Origin of the sequence: Burkholderia sp. Leaf177, from assembly GCF_001424345.1 — a bacterium.
Taxonomy (GTDB): Bacteria; Pseudomonadota; Gammaproteobacteria; order Burkholderiales; family Burkholderiaceae; genus Caballeronia.
In genome coordinates this window covers 173,672-196,219 of record NZ_LMPF01000020.1, presented here as the reverse complement: position 1 = coordinate 196,219, position 22,548 = coordinate 173,672, and the positions used below count along the sequence as shown (strand labels likewise).

The window sequence follows — 22,548 nt, the reverse complement described above, 5'->3', positions numbered from 1 at the left end:
GCCGTCACCTTCAGATCAGTTCGATACCCATCGCGGTCGCTTCTCCGCCACCAATGCACAAGCTCGCCACGCCGCGTTTCAGGCCGCGCTGACGCAACGCGCCGATCAGCGTGACGAGGATCCGCGCGCCCGACGCGCCAATAGGATGTCCCAGCGCGCACGCGCCGCCATTGACGTTGACTTTGTCGTGCGGGAGATCGTGTTCGCGCATGGCCGCCATCGCGACGACGGCAAACGCCTCGTTGATCTCGTACAAGTCGACGTCGTTCGCGCGCCAGCCGTTTTTCTCGAACAGCTTGCGGATTGCGCCCACGGGCGCCGTGGTGAACAACGCCGGTTCCTGCGCGAACGTGCTGTGGCCGACCACGCGCGCGAGCGGCGTGACGCCGAGCCGTCTGGCCGTGGATTCGCGCATCATCACGAGCGCGGCGGCGCCATCGGAAATGGACGATGCATTCGCCGCAGTCACCGTGCCGTCCTTTGCGAAGGCGGGTTTGAGCGTCGAGATCTTCTCGATGTTCGCCTTCGCGGGCTGTTCATCGTGATCGATGACCGTATCGCCCTTGCGGCCCGACACCGTTACCGGCGCGATCTCCCAGCCGAACGACCCATCTTCGTTTGCACGCTTGGCGCGCTTCAATGATTCGATAGCAAACGCGTCCTGCGCTTCGCGCGAGAACTTGTACGAACCCGCGCATTGCTCGGCGAACGTGCCCATCAGGCGGCCTTTTTCGTAGGCGTCTTCAAGGCCATCCAGGAACATGTGATCGAGCACCTGGCCGTGACCCATGCGCATGCCGCCGCGCGCTTTCGGCAACAGGTAGGGCGCGTTGGTCATGCTTTCCATGCCGCCCGCGACGATTACATCGGCGGAACCGGCGAGCAGCATGTCGTGCGCGAACATGGCCGCGCGCATGCCCGAGCCGCACATCTTGTTGACCGTCGTGCTTCCGGTCGATAACGGCAACCCCGCGCCGAGCGCAGCCTGGCGCGCGGGCGCTTGTCCGAGGCCCGCGGGCAGCACGCAACCCATCACGGCTTCTTCAATCTGTTCAGGTTTGAGCCCGGCGCGTTCGACCGCCGCACGGATCGCGACCGAGCCGAGTTGCGGCGCCGTGACGCTCGCGAAATCGCCTTGGAAAGCGGCCATTGGCGTGCGTGCAGCCGAGACGATTACTACAGGATCAGCGACGAAATCATTCATGCTTTAGCTCCTTGATCACACCTTTCACAATAGCGGGGACATCGCCGAGACGGGCTGCGTCTCCTGCGAGCACATCGTTCTCTGCCGAATGCGCGCCGCCGCGCGCGAGCGCCGCGATACATTTCTGATACGTCGGCTCGACCTCTTCCGGCCCGTTGATCATCATGCCCATGTTGCGTACGCGGCCGTCGTGAACGCCGTAGGTCCAGCCGTGCACGGTGATTTCCTGACCACGTGCCCAGGCGTCGCGCAGGATGGTCGTGTGGCAGACATTCACCGTCTGTTCAATGGTATTCAGTTCCACCAGCCGGCGATTGCGCGCAACGCCCATCGGCCATTCCTCGAGCAGCGCGGCGTGTTTGTCGCGCACGTCTTCCACGTGACGCAGCCAGTTATCGGCGAGACCGACGCGCGTTCCGACCAGCGCCGCGCCCACGCCGGAACATCCGTAATGCCCGACGACCATGATGTGCTTGACCTTCAGCAGATCGACAGCAAACTGGATCACCGATAAACAATTGAGATCCGAGTGCACCACCACGTTCGCGATGTTCCTGTGCACGAACACTTCACCCGGCGGCAAGCCGATGATCTGGTTCGCCGGCACGCGCGAATCGGAGCAGCCGATCCACAGATATTCCGGCGCTTGCTGATGCGCGAGACGAGAGAAATATTCGGCGTCTTCGGACAGCTTGCGCTCGACCCATTGCTGGTTGTTGTTGAACAGATGCGAGAGCGGATTGGTATCGGGACTTGCGGGATTGTCGATGTTGGACATGGCATTGATTGCTAGTGAGTCACGCGGGTTTCATGCGGCGGCGCGTGCAGCCGGTGCGCCGTCGAGGAAACGCTCGGGGTATCGAACGCTGAAACGGACGCTGCGTTCGTAGGGAAAAAAATCGGCAAGCTCGCCGTTGAGAATCTGTTCCTTGTGCTTTTGCCACAGGGCTGGATCGAAGAAATCGGCGTGGTGTTTCATGAAGACGTCGCGCACGCGTGGGTCGCCGAGCAGGAACGTGCCGTACGTTTCCGGAAAGATGTCGTGCGGTCCGACGCTGTACCACGGCTCGCCCGACATCTCTTCTTCTTCCGTGCGCGCTTCTGGCACGCGTCGCACGTTGCAATCGGTCAGATATTCGATTTCATCGTAATCGTAGAACACCACGCGGCCGTGACGCGTTACGCCGAAATTTTTGTACAACATGTCGCCAGGGAAAATGTTCGCCTGCATCAGTTGCTTGATGGCGTCGCCGTATTCCCTGATGCCGTGCTCGATCTCATGCGGCGAGCCGTTCTGCAGATACAGATTGAGCGGCGTCATGCGGCGCTCGATATACAAATGACGGATCACGAGCTTGTCGCCCTCGTATTCGATCATCGACGGGACTTCCTTCTTGAGCTCCTTGAGCAAGGCATCGTCGAGACGCGACAGCGGCAGCGCCACGCTCGAATATTCGAGCGTATCGGCCATGCGTCCGAGGCGATCATGCCGCTTCACCAGCCTGTATTTATCCTCGACTTTTTCCCGCGTGGTTTCCTTCGGCGGCGGAAAATTGTCCTTGATCAGCTTGAACACATACGGGAACGAGGGCAGCGTAAACACGAGCATGACCATGCCTTTGATGCCCGGCGCAATGGCGAATTTATCGCTGGAATGTGAGAGGTGATGCAGCAAGTCACGATAAAACAGATTCTTGCCCTGCTTCTGCAATCCCACCGATGTATAGATCTCCGCTTTCGGCTTGCCCGGCATGACGGTGCGCAGAAACTGCACGTAGGCCGAAGGCACTTCCATGTCCACGAGAAAATACGAGTGCGAGAAGCTGAAGATGATCAGCAGCTGTTCGCGTTGCAGCAGGACGGTATCGAGCGCGAGCAGACCCGGCTGCGCGTGACGCACGGGCATGGCGAACGGCGCGATCAGATCGCCGTTGATGATGCGCCCGACTATGTACGCCGCCTTGTTGCGAAAAAATAGCGACGACAACACGTGAATCTGGAAATTCGGCGCGGCGTTGAACGCGCCGAAGGCGTCGCGAATGGCTTGCATCACGCATTGAACATCGCGTTCGAGGTCTTCGAATGCAGGTTCGAGCTGGAAGTTCGTGACAATGCGCTCGAGCGTCGCGGCCAGTCCGTCCTTGCCCGGGTAATACGCGCGATACGTCGGCTTGGCCGCGAGTTCGTCGTTCTCGATATATTCCGTCGATATGGCCGGCCGCACGAAAATAAAGTCGTTGTTGAAGTACGACCGGTGCAGGATCTTGCAGCACACGGAATTGAAGAACGTCTCCGCGCATTCGGGCTGCCGGTGCGTCGTCAACAATCCGATGTAATGCAGTTTGATCTGCTGCCACACTTCATTGCCGATATTTTCGGCGTCGTATTCGTCCTGCAGACGCATCACGCATTCTTCCACGCGATCGTCGTACGACGTAATGCGTTCCCGCGCCAGCCGTTGCAGCGCGTGCCAGTCGCCTTCCTCGAACACATGCTTCGCCGCGATCGCGGCATCGCGGAAAACGCGATAGTGACGATCGAACCCTTCGAGCAGCGTTTGCGCGACATCGAAGCCAATCTGCGACGACAGCAATCTGGGAAAGTGATTCATATCGACCCTGCACTTCGTGTGGTGTCGTGTTGCGTTTTCAAACCGGGCAATATTGTATCGCCATGGCCATTTCCGGCCGCCGTATAAGCCGCATCAAAGCGCCTTCGCGGTTTTCTGCACCGCCAAAGCCGCTGAAGCCAGCTTCCGCGTGCGCTTTTCAACGTTGGCCGAAAGCAGCGCACGCCCTTGCTTTTCATACACGGCAAGCTCGGCGAGCGTCGCGTTGAGATCTTCCAGTTGCCGTTCCAGCACCGCGCGATGTTCCACGATGGTGTCGAGGAACGCGTGCAATTGCGCGACCGTTCCCGTGGGCGAGTCGTAGAGATCGAGCAGCCGGGCGATCTCCGACAACGTGAATCCCAGCCGTTTTCCCCGCAATGTCAGCCGCAAGCGTGTACGGTCGCGCGCCGAATAGACGCGCCGCACGCCGTTCGTGCCTTCACGCGCCGGCGCAAGCAGACCCTGATTTTCGTAGAAGCGGATCGCGCGCGGCGTGATGTCGAATTCGCGAGCCAGTTCCGTGATGGTGTAACGCGTGTCTGTCATAGGTACGTAAGGGAGCGCTGAACGGCTTTTTACAACCGCTGTAAAATGCAGGTTAACGTTAGCGTCAACTTGGCGGCATTGCAAGAATCGACAACCCGGAGACCCACCTGCATGAATCCGCTCGAACAACAACTGGATTACGTTTTCGCCGACCGGCTTCCCGAACCCGGCCACGCGATGGAAGTCTCGCCCGGCGTTTTCTGGGTGCGCATGCCGCTGCCGTTCGCGCTCGATCACATCAACGTCTGGGTCATGCGCGATGAAATCGACGGCATCCAGGGCTGGACCATCATCGATTGCGGTATTTCCGACGAAACCATCCGCGCCAATTGGGAAAGTGTCTTCGGTTCCTTGCTCGACGGTCTGCCGGTGTTGCGCGTGATCGTCACGCATTGCCACCCGGATCACCTTGGTCTCGCCGACTGGATCTGCAACGGCGGCGAGCAAAAACGCTGGGGTCCGGTCAGGCTCTGGATGTCGCACGGCGAATACGCGATGGGCCGCGTGATGTCGAGCGGCGACGGCTCGGACGCCGGCGGCGAGCGCGCCGCGCAACACTTCGCGCGGCACGGCATGAGAGACCCGGCATCGCTCGAAGCACTGCGCAAACGCGATACGTATTACCCGAAACTGGTTCCATCGATACCCCCGCATTTTCGTCGTCTGCGCGATGGCGACACCGTAAAAATCGGTGGCCGCAACTGGGAAGTGATCACGGGTTTTGGCCATTCGCCCGAACATTGCGCGTTTTATTGCGCCGAAACCAACGTGCTGATTTCCGGCGATATGGTGCTGCCGCGGATATCCACCAACGTGTCGGTGTTTGCGATAGAACCGGAAAGCAATCCGGTTGCGTTGTTCCTGGAATCCCTGGGCCGATACGAAACCTTACCCGCCGATGCCCTGGTCCTGCCTTCGCATGGCAAGCCGTTTCGTGGCATGCACACACGCATCGGGCAACTTCGCGATCATCACGCCGCGCGTTTGGCGGAGGTGCGCGAAGCATGCGCGATCAGGCCGCAAAGCGCGGCGGACATTGTGCCGATCATGTTCAAACGTCCTCTCGATGTGCATCAAATGACCTTCGCGCTCGGCGAAGCGCTGGCGCATTTGCATCTGCTCTGGCTGGAGGGCGATCTGGTGCGTCGTACACACGAAGAAGACGGCGTGATTCGCTTCGCGCCGGCATAAAAAAACCGGGCGCTTTTCAGGGCGCCCGGTTTTTCAGCAAGACTGCGATCACTGCACGGACACGTTCGAGAAGTTCTGCCGTCCGAACGGACTCACGCGATATCCGCTCACATTACTTTGCGTAAGCGCGGACGCGGTTGGATAACCGAGCGGAATCCACAGCGCCTGATCGTGGATGATCTGCTGCGCTTCGGTGTAAGCCTTGGTGCGTTTGCCAATATCCGCCGATGCCTTGCCTTCATCGATCAAACGATCCAGCGTCGGGTCGCAAAAACGCGCGAAGTTGATGCCCGAACGAACCGCGGCGCAACTGAAGAGCGGCGAGAGATAGTTGTCCGGATCGCCATTGTCGCCGGCCCAGCCCATGAACAACATGTCGTGCTGGCCTTGCTTCGCTTCCTTGATCAGCTCGCCCCATTCGATCACCTTGACCTGCGCCTTCACGCCGATCTTCGCCAGATCCGCCTGCAGCAACTCCGCGCCGGCCTTCGGGTTCGGATTCAGCACGCTGCCGTTCGGACGCACCCAGATGGTGGTATCGAAGCCCTTGGGATAGCCTGCATCGGCGAGCAGTTTTTTCGCGCGATCGACCGAATACGCGTACGGCGCGACCTGCTTGTCATAGCTCCACGTGTTGGGCGGGAACGGATTCACGGCGGCGGTCGCCGTGTTCTCGAAGACCGTTTTCAGGTACGTCGTGCGATCGAACGCTTCGTTCAGCGCCTGGCGCACCTTGGGGTTATCGAGCGGCTTTTTCTGCGTGTTCAACGCCACGAACGCCGTCATGAAGGCCGGCGTCTCGACCACTTTGATGGGCCCGCCTTTCTTAGCATCGATCACATCCTGCGGCTTCGGCGACAACGCGATCTGGCATTCGCCCGCCTTGATTTTTTGCGCGCGCACGGAGGCGTCGGGCGTGATGGCGTAGATCAGCCGATCGACCTTCGGTTTCGTGCCCCAGAAAGTCGGATTCACGTCGTAGCGAATCACGGCGTCCTTGGTGTAGCTCTTCAACACGAACGGACCCGTGCCGATGGGCTTCGCGTTCAGGTCCGTTTCCTTGCCGGCCTTGAGCAATTGATCGGCGTATTCCGCCGAATAGATCGATGCAAAACCCATCGTCAGGATAGGCACGAAGGTCGCGTTTGGTGTGTTCAGCACGAACGTCACGGTGTTGTCATCGACCTTGGAAACTGACTTGATGAGCTTCACCAAGCCCATTGATTGCGCATGCGGAAAGCCACTGGCGCCAGCGATCTTGTGCCATGGATTGCTGTCGAAAAGCATGCGCTCGAACGAGAACACGACGTCGTCGGCCGTCAATTTCCTCGATGGCTTGAAGTAATCCGTGCTCTGGAACGCGACGTTCGGGCGCAGATGGAACGTGTAAGTCAGGCCATCGGCGCTGACGTCCCACTTTTCGGCGAGCGCGGGCGTGACTTTCTTCGCGACTTCATCGTAGGAAACGAGCGTGTTGAAGATCACATCCGCCGACGCGTTGGTCGTCACGAGCGAGTTGAACTGCACGACGTCGAAGCCGTCCGGGCTCGATTCCGTGCATACCGTGAGCGGTTTTGCTATCGCGAGCACCGGCGACAAGGCCAGCACTGCGGCTGCGAGCATTCTGAAGCGCATGGGATCTCCCGTTGTGACACCGTCGCCGGTTAGTCGGTTAATTAGTCATTGTTCGATGCGAGGTGCGCTTTGCCTGAATTACGGCTGCATTGCAACTTATTGTACGGCGCGCTCCGGCACCCGGTTCTGCGCAACAAACCCGCGTCGGCGTAGCTTACTGAATCGTTATTTCTGCTACAACGACCGATTGGGGATATCGATATGGGACCGTTCCTGCGAGGGCTGGCCGCCTTGCCTAAACCGCGGCCTCACGCTAAACTCGTGCCCGTCTTTGGGGAGTAGCCTTCCTTCCGCAATGGGAGGAGGACGCGTCAACATACTCGGCGGGTGCCGTGGCGCGTTCGACCGGTCCGGTTTGGCGAGACCATGGGTGCATCTCGTCGTTCACGGTCGGACGGCGCGGGACAGCACCCTGGTTCGCAGACGTCCGACCGCGCAATCATCGTGTCTCCAAAACAAAAATACCCCACCTCGGTCACAAGCCTCTCCTTGCGTTGCGTTCGCCAGTGCGCCTCATTGCGAGGTGCGGCATGACCATGCTTTTCCTGCAACTCGCAATCATGCTCGTGGTGATTCTCGCGGCATCGGAATTGTTCACGAATGCACTCGAACATCTCGGCGAAAAACTCGGTATCTCGGAAGGCGTCACGGGTTCGCTGTTTGCGGCCATCGGCACGGCCTTGCCCGAAACCACGGTGCCGATCATCGCGTTGCTCGGCGCCACGGCAAATCGTTCGGTGAACGAGGAAATCGGCGTGGGCGCCATTCTCGGCGCACCGCTGATGCTCGCGACGCTTTCCACCTGCCTCATGGCTATCGCCGTTCTCAAGACGCGCGGCCTCAAAGGTCTCGTCACGCCCGAACACACCGGCTTTACCCGCGATCTCAATTTCTTCCTCTGCGCGTTCGTGATTGCCGCTGGCGCCATGTTCGTCCCGCATCACGCGTGGCCGGTCCGCGCACTGTTCGCAGCCGGTCTGGTCGGTGTGTACGTGGTGTACGTGATCACGACGTTTCGTGCATCGGCCAGTCTGGTCGAGAAGGGTCACGGCACCGAGGCGCCCGAGCGTCTGCTGATCGCCCGTCTGGGTTTGCCCACGACGCTTGCAACCATCATCTTGCAGATGGTGATCGGCACCGTGCTGCTGGTTGGCGGGGCGAAGGGGTTTATCGCGGGCGTTGAAGGTGTGTCGCAGGTGCTGGGGATTTCGGCGCTGCTGCTCTCGCTGATCATCATTCCGATCGCAACCGAATTGCCCGAAAAGGTGAACAGCATCATCTGGGCGCGGCGCGGCAAGGACACGCTCGCGTTCGGCAACATCACCGGCGCGATGGTGTTCCAAGGCACGTTGTTGCCGGGGATTGGCATCATGCTGACGCCCTGGGAGCCGCGAGTCGAAGTGCTGACCGGCGTATTTATCACGCTCGCGGCCGCCGCGTGGCTGCGCTTCAACGCGAAGAAAAGTGGCATCGTGTTGTGGGCGCTGCTTGTGAATGGCGGCTTGTATGCGCTTTATCTCGGGTTGACGCTTGGGCGATAACGGCTTCGTTCGCGCATAAAAAAAGCCCGCCGAAGCGGGCATCAAACACATTGCGCGTCTTGCTTACCGCGCATCTGTTGTTGTTCTGAAGTGTCAGAACTGCGCCGCTTGTTGATATCGGCCGGCGGCGTTCGCCTGAGTCAGCGCTTGCCGGTGATTTCGCATCAACGCGGTTTCCGCCGATGTCGCCACGTTCATGATCGTCGCAATGCTCGCCTGAATCCGGCGGATGGTGACCATGGATTCATCGGACTGGTCGGCTTGCAGCGACATCAAAAGCGGCGAGCGCGCGTTCGTGAGCTCCGCTGCGCGCGGCCAGTCGTTCTCAGCGGCCGCGCTTTCTATGGCCTCCGTCAGCGCCCACGCCTTTGCAATCAATTCAAGCTGGTTCATCGCCTAGCTCCGTTACTTGTTGGTCGCGAGCGCGCCCGCGCTGTTCGTGCCGCCGAAGAGCGCCGTCAGGTAGTTGGCGTTGCTCGTCGATTGCGACATCAGCGTATTCAACGCCGTGAACTGGTCGTTGTATGACGTCGTCAATTGCGCGGTGTAGGCGGTGAGTTGGGTTTGCTGGTCCTTGAGACTGGACAGATCGCTGTTGAGCGCTGTCGTGCGCGAATCCACGATACCTCCAACCGACAGGAACGCCGTCAGGTTGTTGTTCATCGTGGCGCCTACGCCGTTGGTCTGGTTGAACAAGTTCGAGACCATACCCGGATTGCTGGTAAGCGCAGCGGTCAGTGCGTCGGAGTCGGTCTGCAGCGTGCCGTCGGGCTGCAGCGTAATGCCGATAGAACCAAGGTTGACCGCCGACGAACCCGTGCCCACGCCGCCGCTGATCGCGCTGGCGAGCGTGTTGCGAATGGTGTTGAGCATGGAGTCGCCGAGCAGCACGCCACCCTGCGAACCCTTTGCCTGAGTTGCATCGAATGACGACAGTGTGGTGGCTGTCGTGACAAGGTTGTTGTAGGCAGTGACGAACGCCGTGATTGCCGTGGTCTGGCCAGTTGTGTCCGGCGCGACCGTCAGCGTTTGCGTGGTGCCAACAGACGTGGAGTCCAGAGTCATGGACACACCGCTGAGCGCAGTGGTGATGGTGTTGCTCGCGCTCGTGCCGGGCGTGCCCGCAATCGAGAAATTGGCGTCCTGTCCGGCCACGCTCTGAGTCCACGCGCCCGACGTCACGCTGGTTGTAGAGCCAGTGTAGTTGCCTGCCGTTTCCGTGCTGCTCGCGGGCGCCGGGACCGTTCCCGAAGTGACGGCGAGGTTGTTCAGCGCGTCCGACGAACCGGAGCCGGAAATTGATACGTTGATGCCATTCGACACCCCCGTTGCCGCCGAACGCAATACCAGATGCGCGCCGTCCGTGCCATTGACAATCGCGGCGGTCACGCCCGGATTGCCTGTGCCGGAGTTGATGGCGGCGGCGATTCCCGCGAGCGTGTTGTTGGTCGAGTCGACGTTCACCGCCATGCTCTTGCCGCCGACCGATATTGTCATCGTGCCGGTGCCAAGCGTCTGGCCAGTGGTGAATGCGCTGGAAGTGATCGACTGCGATGTCGCAATATTCGATACCTTCACGGAATACGATCCCGCGACTGCGCCCGTTGTGCCCTTCGCGGTAATGCCCTTGCCGTCGCCCGTGGCCGTGAAGGCCGACATGGCCGTGCCGTCGGACAGAGACGTGAGGGAGCTTTGCAGGAGAGACATGACCGACTTCAGCTGACCGATCGCGGTCAGCTGCGTGTTGTCCGATGTTGTCTTGTTGTTGATTGCGTCGGTTTGAGGCGCGACCTTCGCGTTGACGATCGCCGTGACGAGGGAGTTCACGTCCATCGTCGAGCCGGTTGAGCCGCTGATGATCGACTGTGCAGCCTGCTGGATGGCGCTGTTCGGGTCAACGGTCGAACCGGTTGATGTGGCTATCGTGCTCATGCATTACTCCGCTCGTGCGTAGGTCGTAACCGATGGATAAAAATACGGAAACGCGAACTGGGAGGCGAGCCTCCCAGCGGTTTTTTGCTTCTTCAATACTGCAATTACCGCTGTGCTGCCGGTGCTTCAACCGGCGCGCGCTTCAAACGCCGCGCGCCGGCTACTCGTTCGGCGTCGATGCTTAGCCGAGGAGCTTCAGAACTTGCTGCGGCAGCGAGTTGGCCTGTGCCAGCACCGAGATACCCGCTTGTTGCAGCACTTGCGCCTTGCTCAAGTTCGCCGTTTCCTGCGCGAAGTTTGCGTCGGTGATTTGCGACTGAGCAGACGACAGGTTGGTCGACTGTTGCGTTTGCGTCGAAGCGATCGACGTGAAGCGGTTTTGCGCAGCGCCGAGGTTAGCTTGGATCGAGTTGACCGCTTGAAGCGCGTTGTCGATCGATTCAATCGCGCCATTCGCGCCGTTTGCCGTGCTGATGTCGATAGCCGACACAAGCGGCGGCGTGTTATTCGAATTCAGCGACGTCAACGAGGTCGTTTGCGCGGTCGAAGCGGACGAAGCGAAGGTCGCCTGGAATGCCAGCGAACCAGCCGTCGTGCCCGATGCAGCCGTTGCCGAGAACACCGAGCTCGTTGCGACGGTCGCGGAGATGCTTTGGTTGTTCTGGTCGGTGTACGTGAAACCGCCCTTGCCGTCTGCCAGCACGTTGATGGTCGTGATGGCGGCCGTGCCGGTCGTCGATGCGCCCGAAGCATTCAGGCTCAGGCCGGAAACCGAGCCGATTGCCGTGCCGGATTGTGCAAAACCACCGCCGAGCTTCGCGGCCGAAACGCCTTGGCTCAAATCGACCGAAATGGTCTGGCCGACGTTCGCGCCAACCTGGAAGCTGACGTTGCCTGCCGAGCCATCCAGCACGTTCGTGCCGTTGTACGTCGTTTGCGAGGCAATACGGTTCACTTCCGAAATACGTTGTGCAACTTCCTTCTGCAGAGCGGCCTGGTCGCTTGCCGACAGCGAACCGGTCGACGCTTGCACGGCGAGTTGACGAATACGTTGCAGGTTGTCCGTGATCTGGTTCAAACCGCTCGATGCCGTTTGGGTCATCGACACGCCGTCATTGGCGTTCGAAACACCTTGGTTCAAGCCGTTGATCTGCGACGTCATGCGCGAGGCAATTGCCTGGCCTGCTGCATCGTCAGCTGCGCTGTTAATGCGCTTGCCCGACGAGAGGCGGGTGATTGCCGACGACAATGCGCTTTGCGTGCCGTTCAGGTTTTGCTGGGCGACCAGCGAGTTGATATTGCTATTGATACCGATCATTTCATTCTCCGTGGGCCTGGCGGTTGTGTCAGTAACAACGCCGTATCTGGTTGAAGCGGCTAGTTGTTTGGCCGCTTGTTTAGGTTTTCGGCGGGGTTGGAGGAAACTTTAGGCAGTCAATCCGTGAATCGGGAATATTGTTCATAGGATTAACTTTTAGGTTCTTACTTAACTTCTCAAGGCGCATGCACTATTTAAGTGCATTGACACGGGTCAATTTCTGGCGCCGGAACGAGGTCGAATTGATTCAGGCTTTGCCGGATCGTGTTTTCGTCGATGAACATGAACAGGTCGAGAATAGAAAGCCATGGCACGAATGGCGCGCCGAATTGCGGGTACTCCAGCACTCGCGGCTTGATGAAGCGCAACGCCATGCCGCGCCGCTCGAAAGCCCCAGCCGAATACAACTCGGTCCCGCCGATTGCGTTGATATAGGTCGTGGCGCCCAGCGCCTCGCAAATCGCCAGCACCTTGTCCTGCGCGCGCAACGAATGATCGATCGGAATGGACGACGAAACGACCACGCGCGTATCGATCTGCAAGCGCGCGGCGGTCGTGAGAATTGCGTGATGGATAAAGCGGAAGAGATTGCTTTCTTCAAGCTCCACGCATTCGCGCAGCAATCCAAAGCCGTTCGCAAAGTGCGGGGCTTTTTTGTATGCCGCGCTCAACTGGTTCAGCAGCTTGCGTTTATCGAAAGATGGGGCGAGCGTGCGCTCGCTCACGTCCAGCGAGTCCGAGCCGTTCTGCAGCGGCAGGCTGAACCAGGCATCGCTGCCGTTTTGCAGGAAGCGATTGCGGTTGAACCAGCCTTTCTTGGTGTACTTGATGTTGTCGTAGACCACGAATACGTCGGACGATTTCATCAGCTGGAAATAGCCGATGTACGGCAAGAAGTAAGGCTGCATGATCGCGACCTTCACGAGCGCCTCCGCATCGCGAAGTCGATCAGCATCTCGAACAACATCGCGATCAGGATCATTGCGCGCGTGAGCAAATCAGGAAAATGCTGGCACACATGGCGGGATAGATCATGCCGAGGTTGTAGATTCCCTCGAGGTAATTCTCGTCGATGATCCCGGCCGCGAGCGCGCGGTCGAACTGGAAATTCGCCAGCGCCTTGAACATCAGGCCGCCGCGTTGTTCGATTTTCATTCCGGCCGCGCGGACATCGGCTTCCAGGGTGTCGAACGAATAAGTCCGTCTATGCCCGTGAGCCCATTCGCCGGGCGTGACCGCATTGTTCGATTCAATCAGCCCCATCTGCACGGCAATCTGGCGTGACGGCGCATCCGCATTCGGCACCAGCACATAGAACTGGCCATCGGGCGCCAGCCAATCGCGGATGTTGCGCAGCACCGGACCGGTTTCTTCAAGGTGTTCAAGCGTGTTGATCAGGAAGATCGAGCGAAACGTTTTGTCGAACTTTGCTTCTTCGAAGGTCGAGTTGATAAACGTGACGGTCTCCGGCGCGTTGCGCTTTGCGACCGCGAGCGCGTCCGAAGACGCTTCGACCACGGTGAGATCCGGGAAGTGCTGCGACAACAGTTGCGTGGACCGGCCTTCGTGGCAACCCAGTTCGAGCGCCGGCCCGCTTTGAAAATGCGGCGCGAAGCGCTTCATCATGTAGTCGCGAACGATTTCGTCGAAGTTGTAGTCGTACCGCTTTTCCGGCCTCGACTGGGCCTCTGAGTTGTAATCGCGCATCGCTTGCCTTGGGTGTTGGGTTGGAACTAGCCCTGATCGGGCAAATACAATCTGTCGGGCCGTGGCCGATACCACTCGGCGAGACTGACCGGCACGCGCGAATTGAAGCCGAGCACCTGGCGCGTCAGCGGTGAAAGCGCCGCGCCCCGGTCTTCGCCAATCAACCGCGCGTAGTCCATCTGCGGCTTGACGAATGCCGGACCGTAGCTGAGCGTCAACGCCACACGGTTGCGCGACGTCGTATTCAGCGTGCCCTTGTGCCACAAATACGAGTTGAACAAGACCACGGAACCGGCGCGGCCTGTCAACGGCTCGCTGCGTGCGTTGAATTCATCGTCGCCGGGTTGAACGGGTTGTCGATGCGAACCGCTCAATACACGAGTTGCGCCGTTTTCAAGCGTGAAATCGTCGAGCATCACGAGCATGTTGATGCGCAGCCGGTAGTCGGGAATAAACGTCGCAACGTCCCTGTGCACGCGGTGCACGTAGTTCTGCACGCGCGGAAATCCGCCTACAGGATTGCAGGCGTGCAGGATGTACGGCTTGCTCTCGAAGTAATGCTGCAGCCACGCATGAAAAACATGCAGCCCGATGAATTCGTCGATGCTGTCTTCCGCGCCAACGCTGTGATGCGCGGTGCCGTCGCCCTGTGCGTTGATACCGCTGGCAACCTGATACTGCGTGCAGATGTCGATCCACTTGAGACAATCGTGGCGCAGCCGGTCGACCAGACCGGGTTCGATCGCACCCGGAAAAATGACCCAGCCTTTGGCGTCCATTTCCCTATCGAAGGTTGTGATGTCCATGTCGTCAGCCCTCTCAACGGTCCCGGTGAGCAGCCGGCGCGTCGAATTCGTGATCGAGAATGGCCATGAGCAGCAAGTCTATATAGCGGCCGGACTTGAACGCCGCCTCGCGCAAGACGCCTTCGTGACGAAAGCCGGTCTTTTCATATAGCTTGGTCGCGCGTTCGTTGGTTGCCAGAACAGACAGATAAACACGGCGCAGGTTGAGATCGCCGAACGCATGACGGAGCGCGAGCCGTGTCGCAGCTTCGCCTATGCCTTGTCCCTGCGCGGCTGTATCGCCGATCTGAATGCCGAATTCCGTGCTGCGATTGATCCAGTTGATCTCGAGCAGATACACAACGCCCACGCACTTTTCGCTTTCGCCGTGGCAAATCGCAAGGCGGACGTTGTTCGCCCGGCTGGCGAGATACGACTCGTACCAACGCCGGTCGATATCGGCGTTCACATGACGAAAATTGCCCACGAGCGCATCGACGACTTCCCGTTTTGCACGCCATGCGTTGATGGCAGGCAGGTCTTCCGCCGTGATTTCGCGAAGCACAATGGCTTGATCGTTCATATCAGTGCGCGCTGCCGAGCGGATGTGCGACCAGATCCACGATACGTTCAATATCCTGATCGGCGAGCGCCGGGTAAATCGGCAGACATAGAACGCGCCGGGCTGCATCGGCTGCGACTGGCAGATTGGAGCTTTGCGCAGACGGCAAGCCGCGATACATCGGGAAATCAGAAATCAGCGGGTAGAAATAACGGCGCGCGAAGATGTTGTGCTCGCGCATTATGTTGAAAAGCGTATCGCGTTCGACCGGATATTCGTCGGACAGCAAAATCGGGAAATACGCGTGATTCGCCACGTAGCCGGACGGCCCTTCCAGCGCGGAAATACACCGCACGCCCTTGACGTCCGCAAGCAGCCGCCGGTAAGTCGCATCAATCGCGGCGCGGCGTTCGAGCGCTTCGTCAATATGCTTCAGCTGCAACATGCCGAACGCGGCATTGATTTCGCTCATCTTGCCGTTGATGCCAGGCGCGACCACGGTCACTTCATCCACAAAACCAAAGTTTTTCAGATGATCGATGCGCTGCTTGGTCTTTGCGTCGGGGCAGACAACGGCGCCGCCCTCGAACGTGTTGAACACCTTGGTGGCATGGAAACTAAGCACCGAAAGATCGCCGTGGGCAAGCACGCTGCCTGCATCGGTTTTTACGCCGAACGCGTGCGCGGCGTCGTAGATCACCTTCAGGTTGTAGTTATCGGCAATTTTCTGGATTGCGTCCAGATTGCACGGGCGGCCATAGCAATGCACCGGCAAGATGGCTGTGGTCTGCGGCGTGATGGCGGCTTCGATCTTTTCGGGATCGAGGTTCAGCGTGTCCGGATCGACGTCCACGAAAACCGGCTTGATGCCGTTCCACAACAGTGAATGCGCGGTTGCCACGAACGAGTAAGGCGTGGTAATGACCTCGCCGGTGATCCGATGGGCCTGCAACGCGGTGACGAGCGCCAGCGTACCGTTTGTGAACAGCGCCAGATGTTCGACGCCGAGATATTCGCAAAGCGCCTGCTCCAGTTGCTGATGGAAAGGGCCGCCATTGGTCAGCACCTTGCTGCTCCAGATCTTTTCGAGATACGGCAAGAAATCGGCAAGCGGTGCAAGGTGCGGCTGGGTGACGAAAATACGATCGTCGATAACCGGCTCTACAAGGCGAACAGGAAGGCTGCTCATCGTTTTTCCAGGATCGGCTGAGGGTTGGAACTTATGCGGCGGAACGCACAGGCGCTTCAATTGGCGTGGGCTCGACGCCGGCGCACCAGCGGCGCCACATCTCGCGCAACGCGTTCGAAAGTCCTTTGGCAATGATTTCAGGCTGGAACATCGGCGAGGCCGCGCAGCGCTCGCGCATGCCTGCGCGCAAAGCGGCCAGCGCCGGCAGATCGGCGGCCCAGGCGCGGCCTTTTTCCACGAAGTCGTCGCTATCTGTGGCAATGAATCCGTCGAGTCCCGCCATGGCGAGCGCTGCGGTGCTGCCACGGCTCGGCATCGCGCGGCCGGGGAGCGTCAGCGTGGGAACGCCCATCCACATGGCGTGCAGGGTGGTGGTGCCGCCTGCGTACGGGAAGGTATCGAGACAGATATCGACGTGATGATGTTGCTGCAGATAAACAGGAATGCTCGATCGCGTGCGGAAATCAAGGCGGTCCTTCGAAATGCCTTCGTTGGCGAACCATTCAATCAAGGTGTCGACGCTGGCATCGCGCGGCATTGCTCCCAACACCATGCGCGAATCCGGCAACGCGCGCAGCAGCCGCGACCACAACACGATTGCGCTTGGACGCAGCTTGCTCACGCGATTGAAACTGCCGAACGTGATAAAGCCGTTGTGCAGCGCGGGCAGGCCGTTGATCGGCGGTGCAAGTGTCGCAGGCTGGAATGGCGCATTGGCAGGCAAGTGCGCAATTTTTTCGACGAACTGTCCATTCGCGAACTCCATAGGCACATGCCACGCGTCGGCGAAGTAGTAATCCATTGCGCGCAGGCCGGTGGTTCCCGGATATCCCATCCAGCTAGCCTGGATAGGCGCGGGTTTGCGCGCGAACGTAAGCAGGCGATTGCGCCCGGTATGCCCGGACAGATCGATCAGGACATCGATTCCATCGGCGCGGATCTTGTCGGCGAGTTGCGCGTCCGTCATGCCCGGAACACTGTTCCAGTGCCTGACGTGACTGCGCAGCCGCGCGTTGACTTCGTCGGTTATCGAATAGTTGTAATAGACATGGACTGCGACACTTGGGTCGCGCGCCAGATACGTCAGCACCGGTTCCACGAAGGTGGCGACTGCGTGCTGATAAAGGTCGCCGGAGACGAAGCCAACGCGCAGTTGTCTGTCAGGCTTCCGGGAATTCTGGTGCCTTTTCCAGAGCTTGCGCAGCGGAGTCTCGCACTGCGCGCCGAATTGCAGATGTTGCGCGAGCAAGGCTTCCGGCGTTACTTCGTCATTGTGGCTAAGACAAAACAAGATGTTTTCGTGCGAGATCGGCGCGTCCGGCTTGATCTCGAGCGACCGCCGGAACTGCGCCTCGGCATCGGCGAGCTTGCCCTGATCGAGCAGCATCACACCCAGCGTGCTGTAAGCCACGTCCGAGTTCGGCATCAGTTCTACGGCTTTTCGGCAATACGCTTCCGCCTCCGAAATCTGCCCCATGGCGAGCCGCGTGACGCCGAGAATCCGGTGCGCTTCTCCGTGAGTGGGCGCGTGCGAGATGATCGTCCGGCACTCGGCTTCCGCTTCCGCGTATTCCCCGACGATGCGCAAGCAGTCCGCCAGCACTTTGCGCGCGTCCAGATCCTGCGGCGCAAGTTCGACAGCCCGTCGAAGCGGGTCGAGCGATTCCGGGATCTTGCCTTGGCTGTGCAACGCGGTACCAATGGCTTTCCACCCGAGCGGGTAGGTCGGAAAACGAACGGTCATGGCGCGGGCGAGTTCCAGCGCTTCAGCTGTGCGTCCCTGGTTATATAAAGCAGTCAACCGGTTGATTTGCTGTGGCGGCGGAACGGGACTCAGTTCCTTGCGAGCGCGTGCAGACGAGGCATCGACAGCGCTAGTCGAGGCAGCATCCGCTCCCCCCATTTGACTCGCGGCCGCTTGCTCGACAGCGTCAGACTCGGCTGGCGCCGCTACGCCTTGCACCATTTGCTGGATCAGCGTATCCACAGCAGGACCGTTCATTCCGCGCTGCTGCGCCAGTTCCAACGCGACCCAGGCGGCCGACGTCTGGCCACTTTGGTTCAGCGCATTGATATAACTTGCCCAGTACTGGTTCTGCTCGGGATTCGCGCCGATCGCCACCTCAAAACAGCCGACAGCACGTTCGAACTCACCGCGCTGCAATGCGATGACACCCAGGTTGTGATTGGCGTCGGGCTGCGTCGGCTGAGCTTCGACGATAACCTTGTAGAGCGCCTCGGCTTCATCGATTTCGTTTGCGTGATGGTGCCCGATCGCAGCTGCGAGCACTTCGGCGAGCGCCTGCTCGAACTCGGGATCGGCGCCGTTGCCGGTGCTGAATACCTGTGTATCGGAGAGATCGGTCGAAGGGGTCATGTGTGTGCGCGGACGGAATTTGTTAAGAGAATTATCCGGCGGCGAAAGGCAATCGAATTCGGGGAACTAGGCAGGAAAAGTCACTCTGTTCAGACGATCCAGACGCGGCACGCGACGCCTTTCGGGTCATCCGGACGCCGGCGGGCATTGCGGTTAACGCGTATGCTTTTTCGTCTCGATGCCAACGACAGGAGAAACTCATGGAACATCGCACTATCGGCACGTCGGACCTCAAGGTCGCCCCGCTCGTCTTTGGCGGCAACGTGTTCGGCTGGACCGCCGACGAGCGCACGTCCTTCTCGTTGCTCGATGCCTTCGTGGACCACGGCCTCAATTTCATCGATACCGCCGACGTCTATTCCGCCTGGGTCGAGGGTCACCAGGGCGGGGAATCAGAAACGATCATCGGCAAATGGCTGAAGGAGAGCGGCAAGCGCGACAAAGTCGTGCTCGCCACGAAGGTCGGCATGCTGAGCACGCGGCCGGGGTTGTCGGCGGCGAATATCGAGGCGGCCGTGAACGATTCGCTGAAGCGGCTGAAGACGGATTACATCGACGTGTATTTTTCTCATCGCGACGACGATAAAACCCCGCTGATCGACACACTCGGCGCTTACCAGAAGCTGATCGCGGCGGGAAAAGTGCGGGTGATCGGGGCGTCGAACTACTCGGGCGAACGGCTGGAAGAGGCGCTGAAAATCTCCGCGAGCGAGGGAATTTCGGGTTATCAGGTGCTGCAGCCGGAATACAACCTCTACGATCGCGCGGGTTACGAAGGCGACCAGGAACCAGTCGCGACGGCGCACAAAGTCTCGGTCGTGACGTATTACAGCCTGGCAAGCGGCTTTTTGAGTGGAAAATACCGTTCGAAAGCCGATACCGAGAATGCCGCGCGCGGCGCGAAGGTATCGGCGTACTTGAACGATCGAGGCTTGGCGATCGTCGATGCCCTCGTGAAAGTCGCCGACCAGCACGGCGTTGCGCCCGCTACAATCGCGCTCGCCTGGCTAATCGCGCGACCGAGCGTGACGGCGCCGATTGCTAGCGCGACATCGGTCAAACAGCTCGAAAGTCTGGCGCAAGCCACGCGCATCACGCTTACGCCGGAAGACGTTGCGCTGCTCAACGAGGTCAGCGATCCGGCCTGAGTTTTCGCATAAAAGCTCGAAAAACTGCGGATTTTCATGGAGTTGCACCCCGCAGACACGGTTTTCGGGGTTGGCGATACGTCGACGATCTGATAACATCTCGCCCGAATCGAGATTTTTGCCCGATGACGCCGCATGTTTTTTCGTGACGTCGGGCGGCCCGAAGTGCGCTGTTCCGGATTCCAGGGAAAGTGCATGCAGTGATCGGCGGTGAAATCCCACCTCTCTCTTTTCCGGCCTCCGTGGCCGCTTTGCTCGTGTTCGCCGCGTTGGGTGGACGATCGGAGTGCCGGCGCGCGGCGTAAGCCCGCTTGGTTACGCTTCGCCGCGCAGTCAGAAAAACGTATTAGCGATTTAGGACTTCCATGACCACTATTGTTTTGAAAGAAAACGAGCCGTTCGACGTTGCGATCCGTCGCTTTCGCCGGACTATCGAAAAGAACGGCCTGATCGCCGAACTTCGCGAACGCCAGTCGTACGAGAAGCCGACGACAGCACGCAAGCGCAAGAAAGCGGCTGCAGTTAGCCGTCTGCGCAAGCGTCTGCGCAGCCAGATGCTGCCCAAGAAGCTTCACTAAATCTTGGCATGTCGCGGCCTTGTTTGTAGAGGCCGCGGCAAAGCAAAACGGCGATGCGCCCGAAAGGGTTGCATCGCCGTTTTGCTTTGTGCTTATGTTTTAGATGCGGTCTCAGACGAACGCGTGGCGCTCCGCCAAGCGCGCCAGTAATTGCGGCCATTCGTCCACGCTGAAATCGTCGTGCACTTCTTCCAGTTCAATCAAAAGCTCTGCAATTTCCGGATCGTAGGCATTCACATCCGACGCGTACAACGCTCGCAGCAACGTTCCGTCCCGCGCATTCCGGTAGTACGAAATGCCAACACCTTCGATTTCCGGCCGGTAAACATCGTCCGCAATCAGCGATCCAATGGCGCACTTGCGGCCGTCGCTGCTGCGTAGCCGGCACGAACCGTTGTCGTCTTCCGACACGGCGCGCTGCGTGAGCAAATGCGCCCTCACGCGTTCGTAGATGTCTCTTGCGGTTAACATTTGCGTTACTCGTTGTTCTGGATAAAGCGTTGCCCGAAAGCCCGGAAGAATCAGGCAATGTCCTTTCAGCTCATGCCGCAGACTTCAACCGGTCCGCCGACAAGTTGAACTGGCGCGCAATCGATCCAAACCGCTCGCGCCATTCCCATTTGCCAAACACGTCATGCACGTTCTGCAAGCAACTGAGCAGTTCGACGGTGGTCGGATCGTAGACATTGATATTCGAGCGCAACAACGCGCGCTTCAACGCTGTTACGCCGACATCCATGTACGACGGCACGGATTCCGGACCTTTGTCGATATAGCGGATAGGCACACCTTCCATGGCAGTCATGTAGTCGCGCGGCTTGATGAAGTTGCCGACTGGACAACCGCCGCAGTATCCGCGATACGCACCGCCGCCCCGTGGCAGTAGCGCAGCCTGACCTTGGCCAAAGAGGTGATGCACGGCGCGATCGAAGATTTCCTGATGCGTCAAAAAGTTAAGGTTTTTCATTCTGCTTATCCCCTGCACCGACATTGCGGCGCTTCGTGGGTGTCATCAAACAGCGTTATCAGTATCGGTCGCGTTTCTGATCGTCATAGCGCGGTTAACCACACAATCCGCGTTTTTCGATTCGTCATTCACTTCCTGCAATACCGCCCGCCAGGACTCAAGCACGCTTCGGCCAAATTCGCGCCTCGCGTTGCCGGCGCTTAGCCGGGCACTCACCAGATGATTTGGCTCGCACTTAATTTATAGCGGTTCTATCCGGTAAAAAGTGGGTGCTGGCGCGCAGTAGGTCGCAATATTGACATGGTGTTCGTGTTTCTGCACGGGTCGCAACCTGGCTGGAACGCTGTGTAGTAAAGGCTTCAGAGCGTTATTCACCTGTCAAAAAGCCTAAGGGTCGGGATTTTCCCTGAGGAAGCCTAAAACAGCGAAAAATGTTGCGAAAACGCAATATGCGTGTGGCAAACCTGTGTCAGTGAATTGCCTAATTTGATGGTTTGTTGGCGGACGAATGCGTTGCTCCGGCGGTATTACACGTTGTGCGGCAGAAGCAGGCCGCCTCATGGTCATTGACCATCCCGGTTGCCTGCATGAAGGCGTAACACGTGGTCGATCCCACGAACCTGCAGCCGAATTTCTTGAGCGCACGACTGAGCGCGTCCGATATTTCGGTCGACGCCGGCGCCTGCGAATACGACGCACGCGGCGTGTCTATGGTCGTGCCATCGACGAACGACCACACAAATTCCGCCAGCGAGCCATGCTCGGCCTGGATTCGCTGAACCGCGCGGGCGTTGGCAACGGCAGACGCAATCTTTGCCCGGTTCCGGATGATGCGGGTATCGAGCAGGAGTTTTGCGGCATCCGCTTCAGTGAAGGCGGCGACTCTATCGATATCGAAGTCATGAAACAGTGTTTTGTAGCCTTGTCGCTTATTCAGGATCGTGGCCCAGGACAGGCCGGCCTGCGCACCTTCGAGCACGAGCATTTCGAAAAGATGACGATCATCGTGCGATGGAATGCCCCATTCCGTGTCGTGGTAGTGGGCAAGCGCCGGTGTACTTACCCAACCGCAACGGTGTGGTTCGGGCGTGTCGCTGGGTTTGGTTGCGTTCTTTCTAGTGGTCATGGCTGATTCGGGAGATGCATGGTGGGCGTTTGATGAGCATAGGCGCAAGGCATCTCGCGTAATAGTCGGCCGAATGGCCTGGGCATTGATGCGGACCTGCGCTTCAAGTGGCACCCCATTCGGCTGAGTGG

At 59.2% G+C, this 22,548-nt stretch carries 21 protein-coding genes and 1 riboswitch; of the genes, 4 read left to right on the top strand and 17 right to left on the bottom strand.

Annotated features, from left to right (window positions below; all coding sequences use genetic code 11):
- Positions 1-10: 10 nt before the first annotated feature.
- From ASG35_RS14535 to ASG35_RS14520, 4 genes are all read right to left on the bottom strand, one after another.
- Positions 11-1,204 (bottom strand): acetyl-CoA C-acetyltransferase, encoded by a 1,194-nt coding sequence (locus tag ASG35_RS14535; RefSeq protein ID WP_056358341.1) that lies wholly within the window; start codon positions 1,202-1,204, stop codon positions 11-13.
- Positions 1,197-1,982 carry a carbonate dehydratase gene (gene can / locus ASG35_RS14530; protein ID WP_056358338.1) on the bottom strand — a complete coding sequence of 262 codons (786 nt, stop codon included), beginning with the start codon at positions 1,980-1,982 and terminating at the stop codon, positions 1,197-1,199. The genes ASG35_RS14535 and can overlap by 8 nt, the downstream gene beginning before the upstream one ends.
- 30 nt (positions 1,983-2,012) lie before the next feature.
- Entirely contained in the window at positions 2,013-3,815 is a 1,803-nt protein-coding gene (gene aceK, locus ASG35_RS14525) for a bifunctional isocitrate dehydrogenase kinase/phosphatase (protein ID WP_056358335.1), read from the bottom strand.
- Between the two features lie 93 nt (positions 3,816-3,908).
- Entirely contained in the window at positions 3,909-4,361 is a 453-nt protein-coding gene (locus ASG35_RS14520) for a MerR family transcriptional regulator (protein WP_056358333.1), read from the bottom strand.
- Between the two features lie 111 nt (positions 4,362-4,472).
- On the opposite strand from ASG35_RS14520, the gene ASG35_RS14515 reads away from it, so the two are divergent.
- Positions 4,473-5,552, top strand: a complete 1,080-nt coding sequence (locus tag ASG35_RS14515) for an MBL fold metallo-hydrolase (protein WP_056358328.1) — start codon at positions 4,473-4,475, stop codon at positions 5,550-5,552.
- 48 nt (positions 5,553-5,600) lie between these two features.
- Here the strand turns inward: ASG35_RS14515 and ASG35_RS14510 are convergent, their stop codons facing one another.
- Positions 5,601-7,187, bottom strand: coding sequence for an ABC transporter substrate-binding protein (locus tag ASG35_RS14510; protein WP_056358325.1), 1,587 nt, complete (start codon positions 7,185-7,187; stop codon positions 5,601-5,603).
- A gap of 253 nt (positions 7,188-7,440) precedes the next feature.
- A riboswitch (yybP-ykoY riboswitch) is annotated at positions 7,441-7,620 on the top strand.
- A 97-nt stretch (positions 7,621-7,717) separates the two neighbouring features.
- Here ASG35_RS14510 and ASG35_RS14505 point away from each other — a divergent pair.
- Positions 7,718-8,728: a sodium:calcium antiporter gene (locus tag ASG35_RS14505; RefSeq protein WP_056358322.1), complete on the top strand. Its 1,011-nt coding sequence runs from the start codon at positions 7,718-7,720 to the stop codon at positions 8,726-8,728.
- A 93-nt stretch (positions 8,729-8,821) separates the two neighbouring features.
- On the opposite strand, the gene ASG35_RS14500 is transcribed toward ASG35_RS14505, so the two are convergent.
- The 9 genes from ASG35_RS14500 to ASG35_RS14460 form a co-directional block, all read right to left on the bottom strand.
- Positions 8,822-9,121 carry a flagellar protein FliT gene (locus ASG35_RS14500; protein WP_056358319.1) on the bottom strand — a complete coding sequence of 100 codons (300 nt, stop codon included), beginning with the start codon at positions 9,119-9,121 and terminating at the stop codon, positions 8,822-8,824.
- A 12-nt stretch (positions 9,122-9,133) separates the two neighbouring features.
- Positions 9,134-10,660, bottom strand: a complete 1,527-nt coding sequence (gene fliD, locus ASG35_RS14495; RefSeq protein WP_056358316.1) for a flagellar filament capping protein FliD — start codon at positions 10,658-10,660, stop codon at positions 9,134-9,136.
- A 181-nt stretch (positions 10,661-10,841) separates the two neighbouring features.
- The gene (locus tag ASG35_RS14490; protein WP_056358313.1) at positions 10,842-11,978 is read right to left on the bottom strand and encodes a flagellin; all 1,137 of its coding nucleotides are present in this window, start codon (positions 11,976-11,978) and stop codon (positions 10,842-10,844) included.
- 194 nt (positions 11,979-12,172) lie between these two features.
- Entirely contained in the window at positions 12,173-12,901 is a 729-nt protein-coding gene (locus ASG35_RS14485) for a WbqC family protein (protein WP_082508389.1), read from the bottom strand.
- 55 nt (positions 12,902-12,956) lie between these two features.
- The gene (locus ASG35_RS14480; RefSeq protein WP_056358309.1) at positions 12,957-13,685 is read right to left on the bottom strand and encodes a class I SAM-dependent methyltransferase; all 729 of its coding nucleotides are present in this window, start codon (positions 13,683-13,685) and stop codon (positions 12,957-12,959) included.
- Positions 13,686-13,711: 26 nt separating this feature from the next.
- Positions 13,712-14,491: a phytanoyl-CoA dioxygenase family protein gene (locus tag ASG35_RS14475; RefSeq protein WP_082508388.1), complete on the bottom strand. Its 780-nt coding sequence runs from the start codon at positions 14,489-14,491 to the stop codon at positions 13,712-13,714.
- 13 nt (positions 14,492-14,504) lie between these two features.
- Positions 14,505-15,053 carry a GNAT family N-acetyltransferase gene (locus ASG35_RS14470; protein WP_056358304.1) on the bottom strand — a complete coding sequence of 183 codons (549 nt, stop codon included), beginning with the start codon at positions 15,051-15,053 and terminating at the stop codon, positions 14,505-14,507.
- Between the two features lies 1 nt (position 15,054).
- Positions 15,055-16,221 carry a DegT/DnrJ/EryC1/StrS family aminotransferase gene (locus tag ASG35_RS14465; RefSeq protein WP_056358299.1) on the bottom strand — a complete coding sequence of 389 codons (1,167 nt, stop codon included), beginning with the start codon at positions 16,219-16,221 and terminating at the stop codon, positions 15,055-15,057.
- A 31-nt stretch (positions 16,222-16,252) separates the two neighbouring features.
- Positions 16,253-18,598: a tetratricopeptide repeat protein gene (locus tag ASG35_RS14460; protein WP_056358296.1), complete on the bottom strand. Its 2,346-nt coding sequence runs from the start codon at positions 18,596-18,598 to the stop codon at positions 16,253-16,255.
- Positions 18,599-18,798: 200 nt separating this feature from the next.
- Here ASG35_RS14460 and ASG35_RS14455 point away from each other — a divergent pair, with 200 nt between their 5' ends.
- Positions 18,799-19,746: an aldo/keto reductase gene (locus ASG35_RS14455; RefSeq protein WP_056358293.1), complete on the top strand. Its 948-nt coding sequence runs from the start codon at positions 18,799-18,801 to the stop codon at positions 19,744-19,746.
- Positions 19,747-20,111: 365 nt separating this feature from the next.
- Positions 20,112-20,324 (top strand): 30S ribosomal protein S21, encoded by a 213-nt coding sequence (gene rpsU, locus ASG35_RS14450; protein ID WP_031357080.1) that lies wholly within the window; start codon positions 20,112-20,114, stop codon positions 20,322-20,324.
- A gap of 111 nt (positions 20,325-20,435) precedes the next feature.
- On the opposite strand, the gene ASG35_RS14445 is transcribed toward rpsU, so the two are convergent.
- The 3 genes from ASG35_RS14445 to ASG35_RS14435 all read right to left on the bottom strand — a co-directional run bounded on the left by ASG35_RS14445 (position 20,436) and on the right by ASG35_RS14435 (position 22,417).
- Positions 20,436-20,795, bottom strand: a complete 360-nt coding sequence (locus ASG35_RS14445) for a hypothetical protein (RefSeq protein WP_056358291.1) — start codon at positions 20,793-20,795, stop codon at positions 20,436-20,438.
- Between the two features lie 70 nt (positions 20,796-20,865).
- Positions 20,866-21,291 (bottom strand): hypothetical protein, encoded by a 426-nt coding sequence (locus ASG35_RS14440; RefSeq protein ID WP_056358877.1) that lies wholly within the window; start codon positions 21,289-21,291, stop codon positions 20,866-20,868.
- A gap of 481 nt (positions 21,292-21,772) precedes the next feature.
- On the bottom strand, positions 21,773-22,417 hold the full coding sequence (locus ASG35_RS14435) for a DNA-3-methyladenine glycosylase I (RefSeq protein ID WP_056358287.1): 645 nt from the start codon (positions 22,415-22,417) through the stop codon (positions 21,773-21,775).
- Positions 22,418-22,548: the final 131 nt, after the last annotated feature.

What these genes read in the sequence shown, in the direction of transcription:
- ASG35_RS14535 (WP_056358341.1), bottom strand. Translation starts at nt 1,204, where the DNA reads ATGAATGATTTCGTCGCTGATCCTGTAGTAATCGTCTCGGCTGCACGC.
- can (WP_056358338.1), bottom strand. Translation starts at nt 1,982, where the DNA reads ATGTCCAACATCGACAATCCCGCAAGTCCCGATACCAATCCGCTCTCG.
- aceK (WP_056358335.1), bottom strand. Translation starts at nt 3,815, where the DNA reads ATGAATCACTTTCCCAGATTGCTGTCGTCGCAGATTGGCTTCGATGTC.
- ASG35_RS14520 (WP_056358333.1), bottom strand. Translation starts at nt 4,361, where the DNA reads ATGACAGACACGCGTTACACCATCACGGAACTGGCTCGCGAATTCGAC.
- ASG35_RS14515 (WP_056358328.1), top strand. Translation starts at nt 4,473, where the DNA reads ATGAATCCGCTCGAACAACAACTGGATTACGTTTTCGCCGACCGGCTT.
- ASG35_RS14510 (WP_056358325.1), bottom strand. Translation starts at nt 7,187, where the DNA reads ATGCGCTTCAGAATGCTCGCAGCCGCAGTGCTGGCCTTGTCGCCGGTG.
- ASG35_RS14505 (WP_056358322.1), top strand. Translation starts at nt 7,718, where the DNA reads ATGACCATGCTTTTCCTGCAACTCGCAATCATGCTCGTGGTGATTCTC.
- ASG35_RS14500 (WP_056358319.1), bottom strand. Translation starts at nt 9,121, where the DNA reads ATGAACCAGCTTGAATTGATTGCAAAGGCGTGGGCGCTGACGGAGGCC.
- fliD (WP_056358316.1), bottom strand. Translation starts at nt 10,660, where the DNA reads ATGAGCACGATAGCCACATCAACCGGTTCGACCGTTGACCCGAACAGC.
- ASG35_RS14490 (WP_056358313.1), bottom strand. Translation starts at nt 11,978, where the DNA reads ATGATCGGTATCAATAGCAATATCAACTCGCTGGTCGCCCAGCAAAAC.
- ASG35_RS14480 (WP_056358309.1), bottom strand. Translation starts at nt 13,685, where the DNA reads ATGCGCGATTACAACTCAGAGGCCCAGTCGAGGCCGGAAAAGCGGTAC.
- ASG35_RS14475 (WP_082508388.1), bottom strand. Translation starts at nt 14,491, where the DNA reads ATGGACATCACAACCTTCGATAGGGAAATGGACGCCAAAGGCTGGGTC.
- ASG35_RS14470 (WP_056358304.1), bottom strand. Translation starts at nt 15,053, where the DNA reads ATGAACGATCAAGCCATTGTGCTTCGCGAAATCACGGCGGAAGACCTG.
- ASG35_RS14465 (WP_056358299.1), bottom strand. Translation starts at nt 16,221, where the DNA reads ATGAGCAGCCTTCCTGTTCGCCTTGTAGAGCCGGTTATCGACGATCGT.
- ASG35_RS14460 (WP_056358296.1), bottom strand. Translation starts at nt 18,598, where the DNA reads ATGACCCCTTCGACCGATCTCTCCGATACACAGGTATTCAGCACCGGC.
- ASG35_RS14455 (WP_056358293.1), top strand. Translation starts at nt 18,799, where the DNA reads ATGGAACATCGCACTATCGGCACGTCGGACCTCAAGGTCGCCCCGCTC.
- rpsU (WP_031357080.1), top strand. Translation starts at nt 20,112, where the DNA reads ATGACCACTATTGTTTTGAAAGAAAACGAGCCGTTCGACGTTGCGATC.
- ASG35_RS14445 (WP_056358291.1), bottom strand. Translation starts at nt 20,795, where the DNA reads ATGTTAACCGCAAGAGACATCTACGAACGCGTGAGGGCGCATTTGCTC.
- ASG35_RS14440 (WP_056358877.1), bottom strand. Translation starts at nt 21,291, where the DNA reads ATGAAAAACCTTAACTTTTTGACGCATCAGGAAATCTTCGATCGCGCC.
- ASG35_RS14435 (WP_056358287.1), bottom strand. Translation starts at nt 22,417, where the DNA reads ATGACCACTAGAAAGAACGCAACCAAACCCAGCGACACGCCCGAACCA.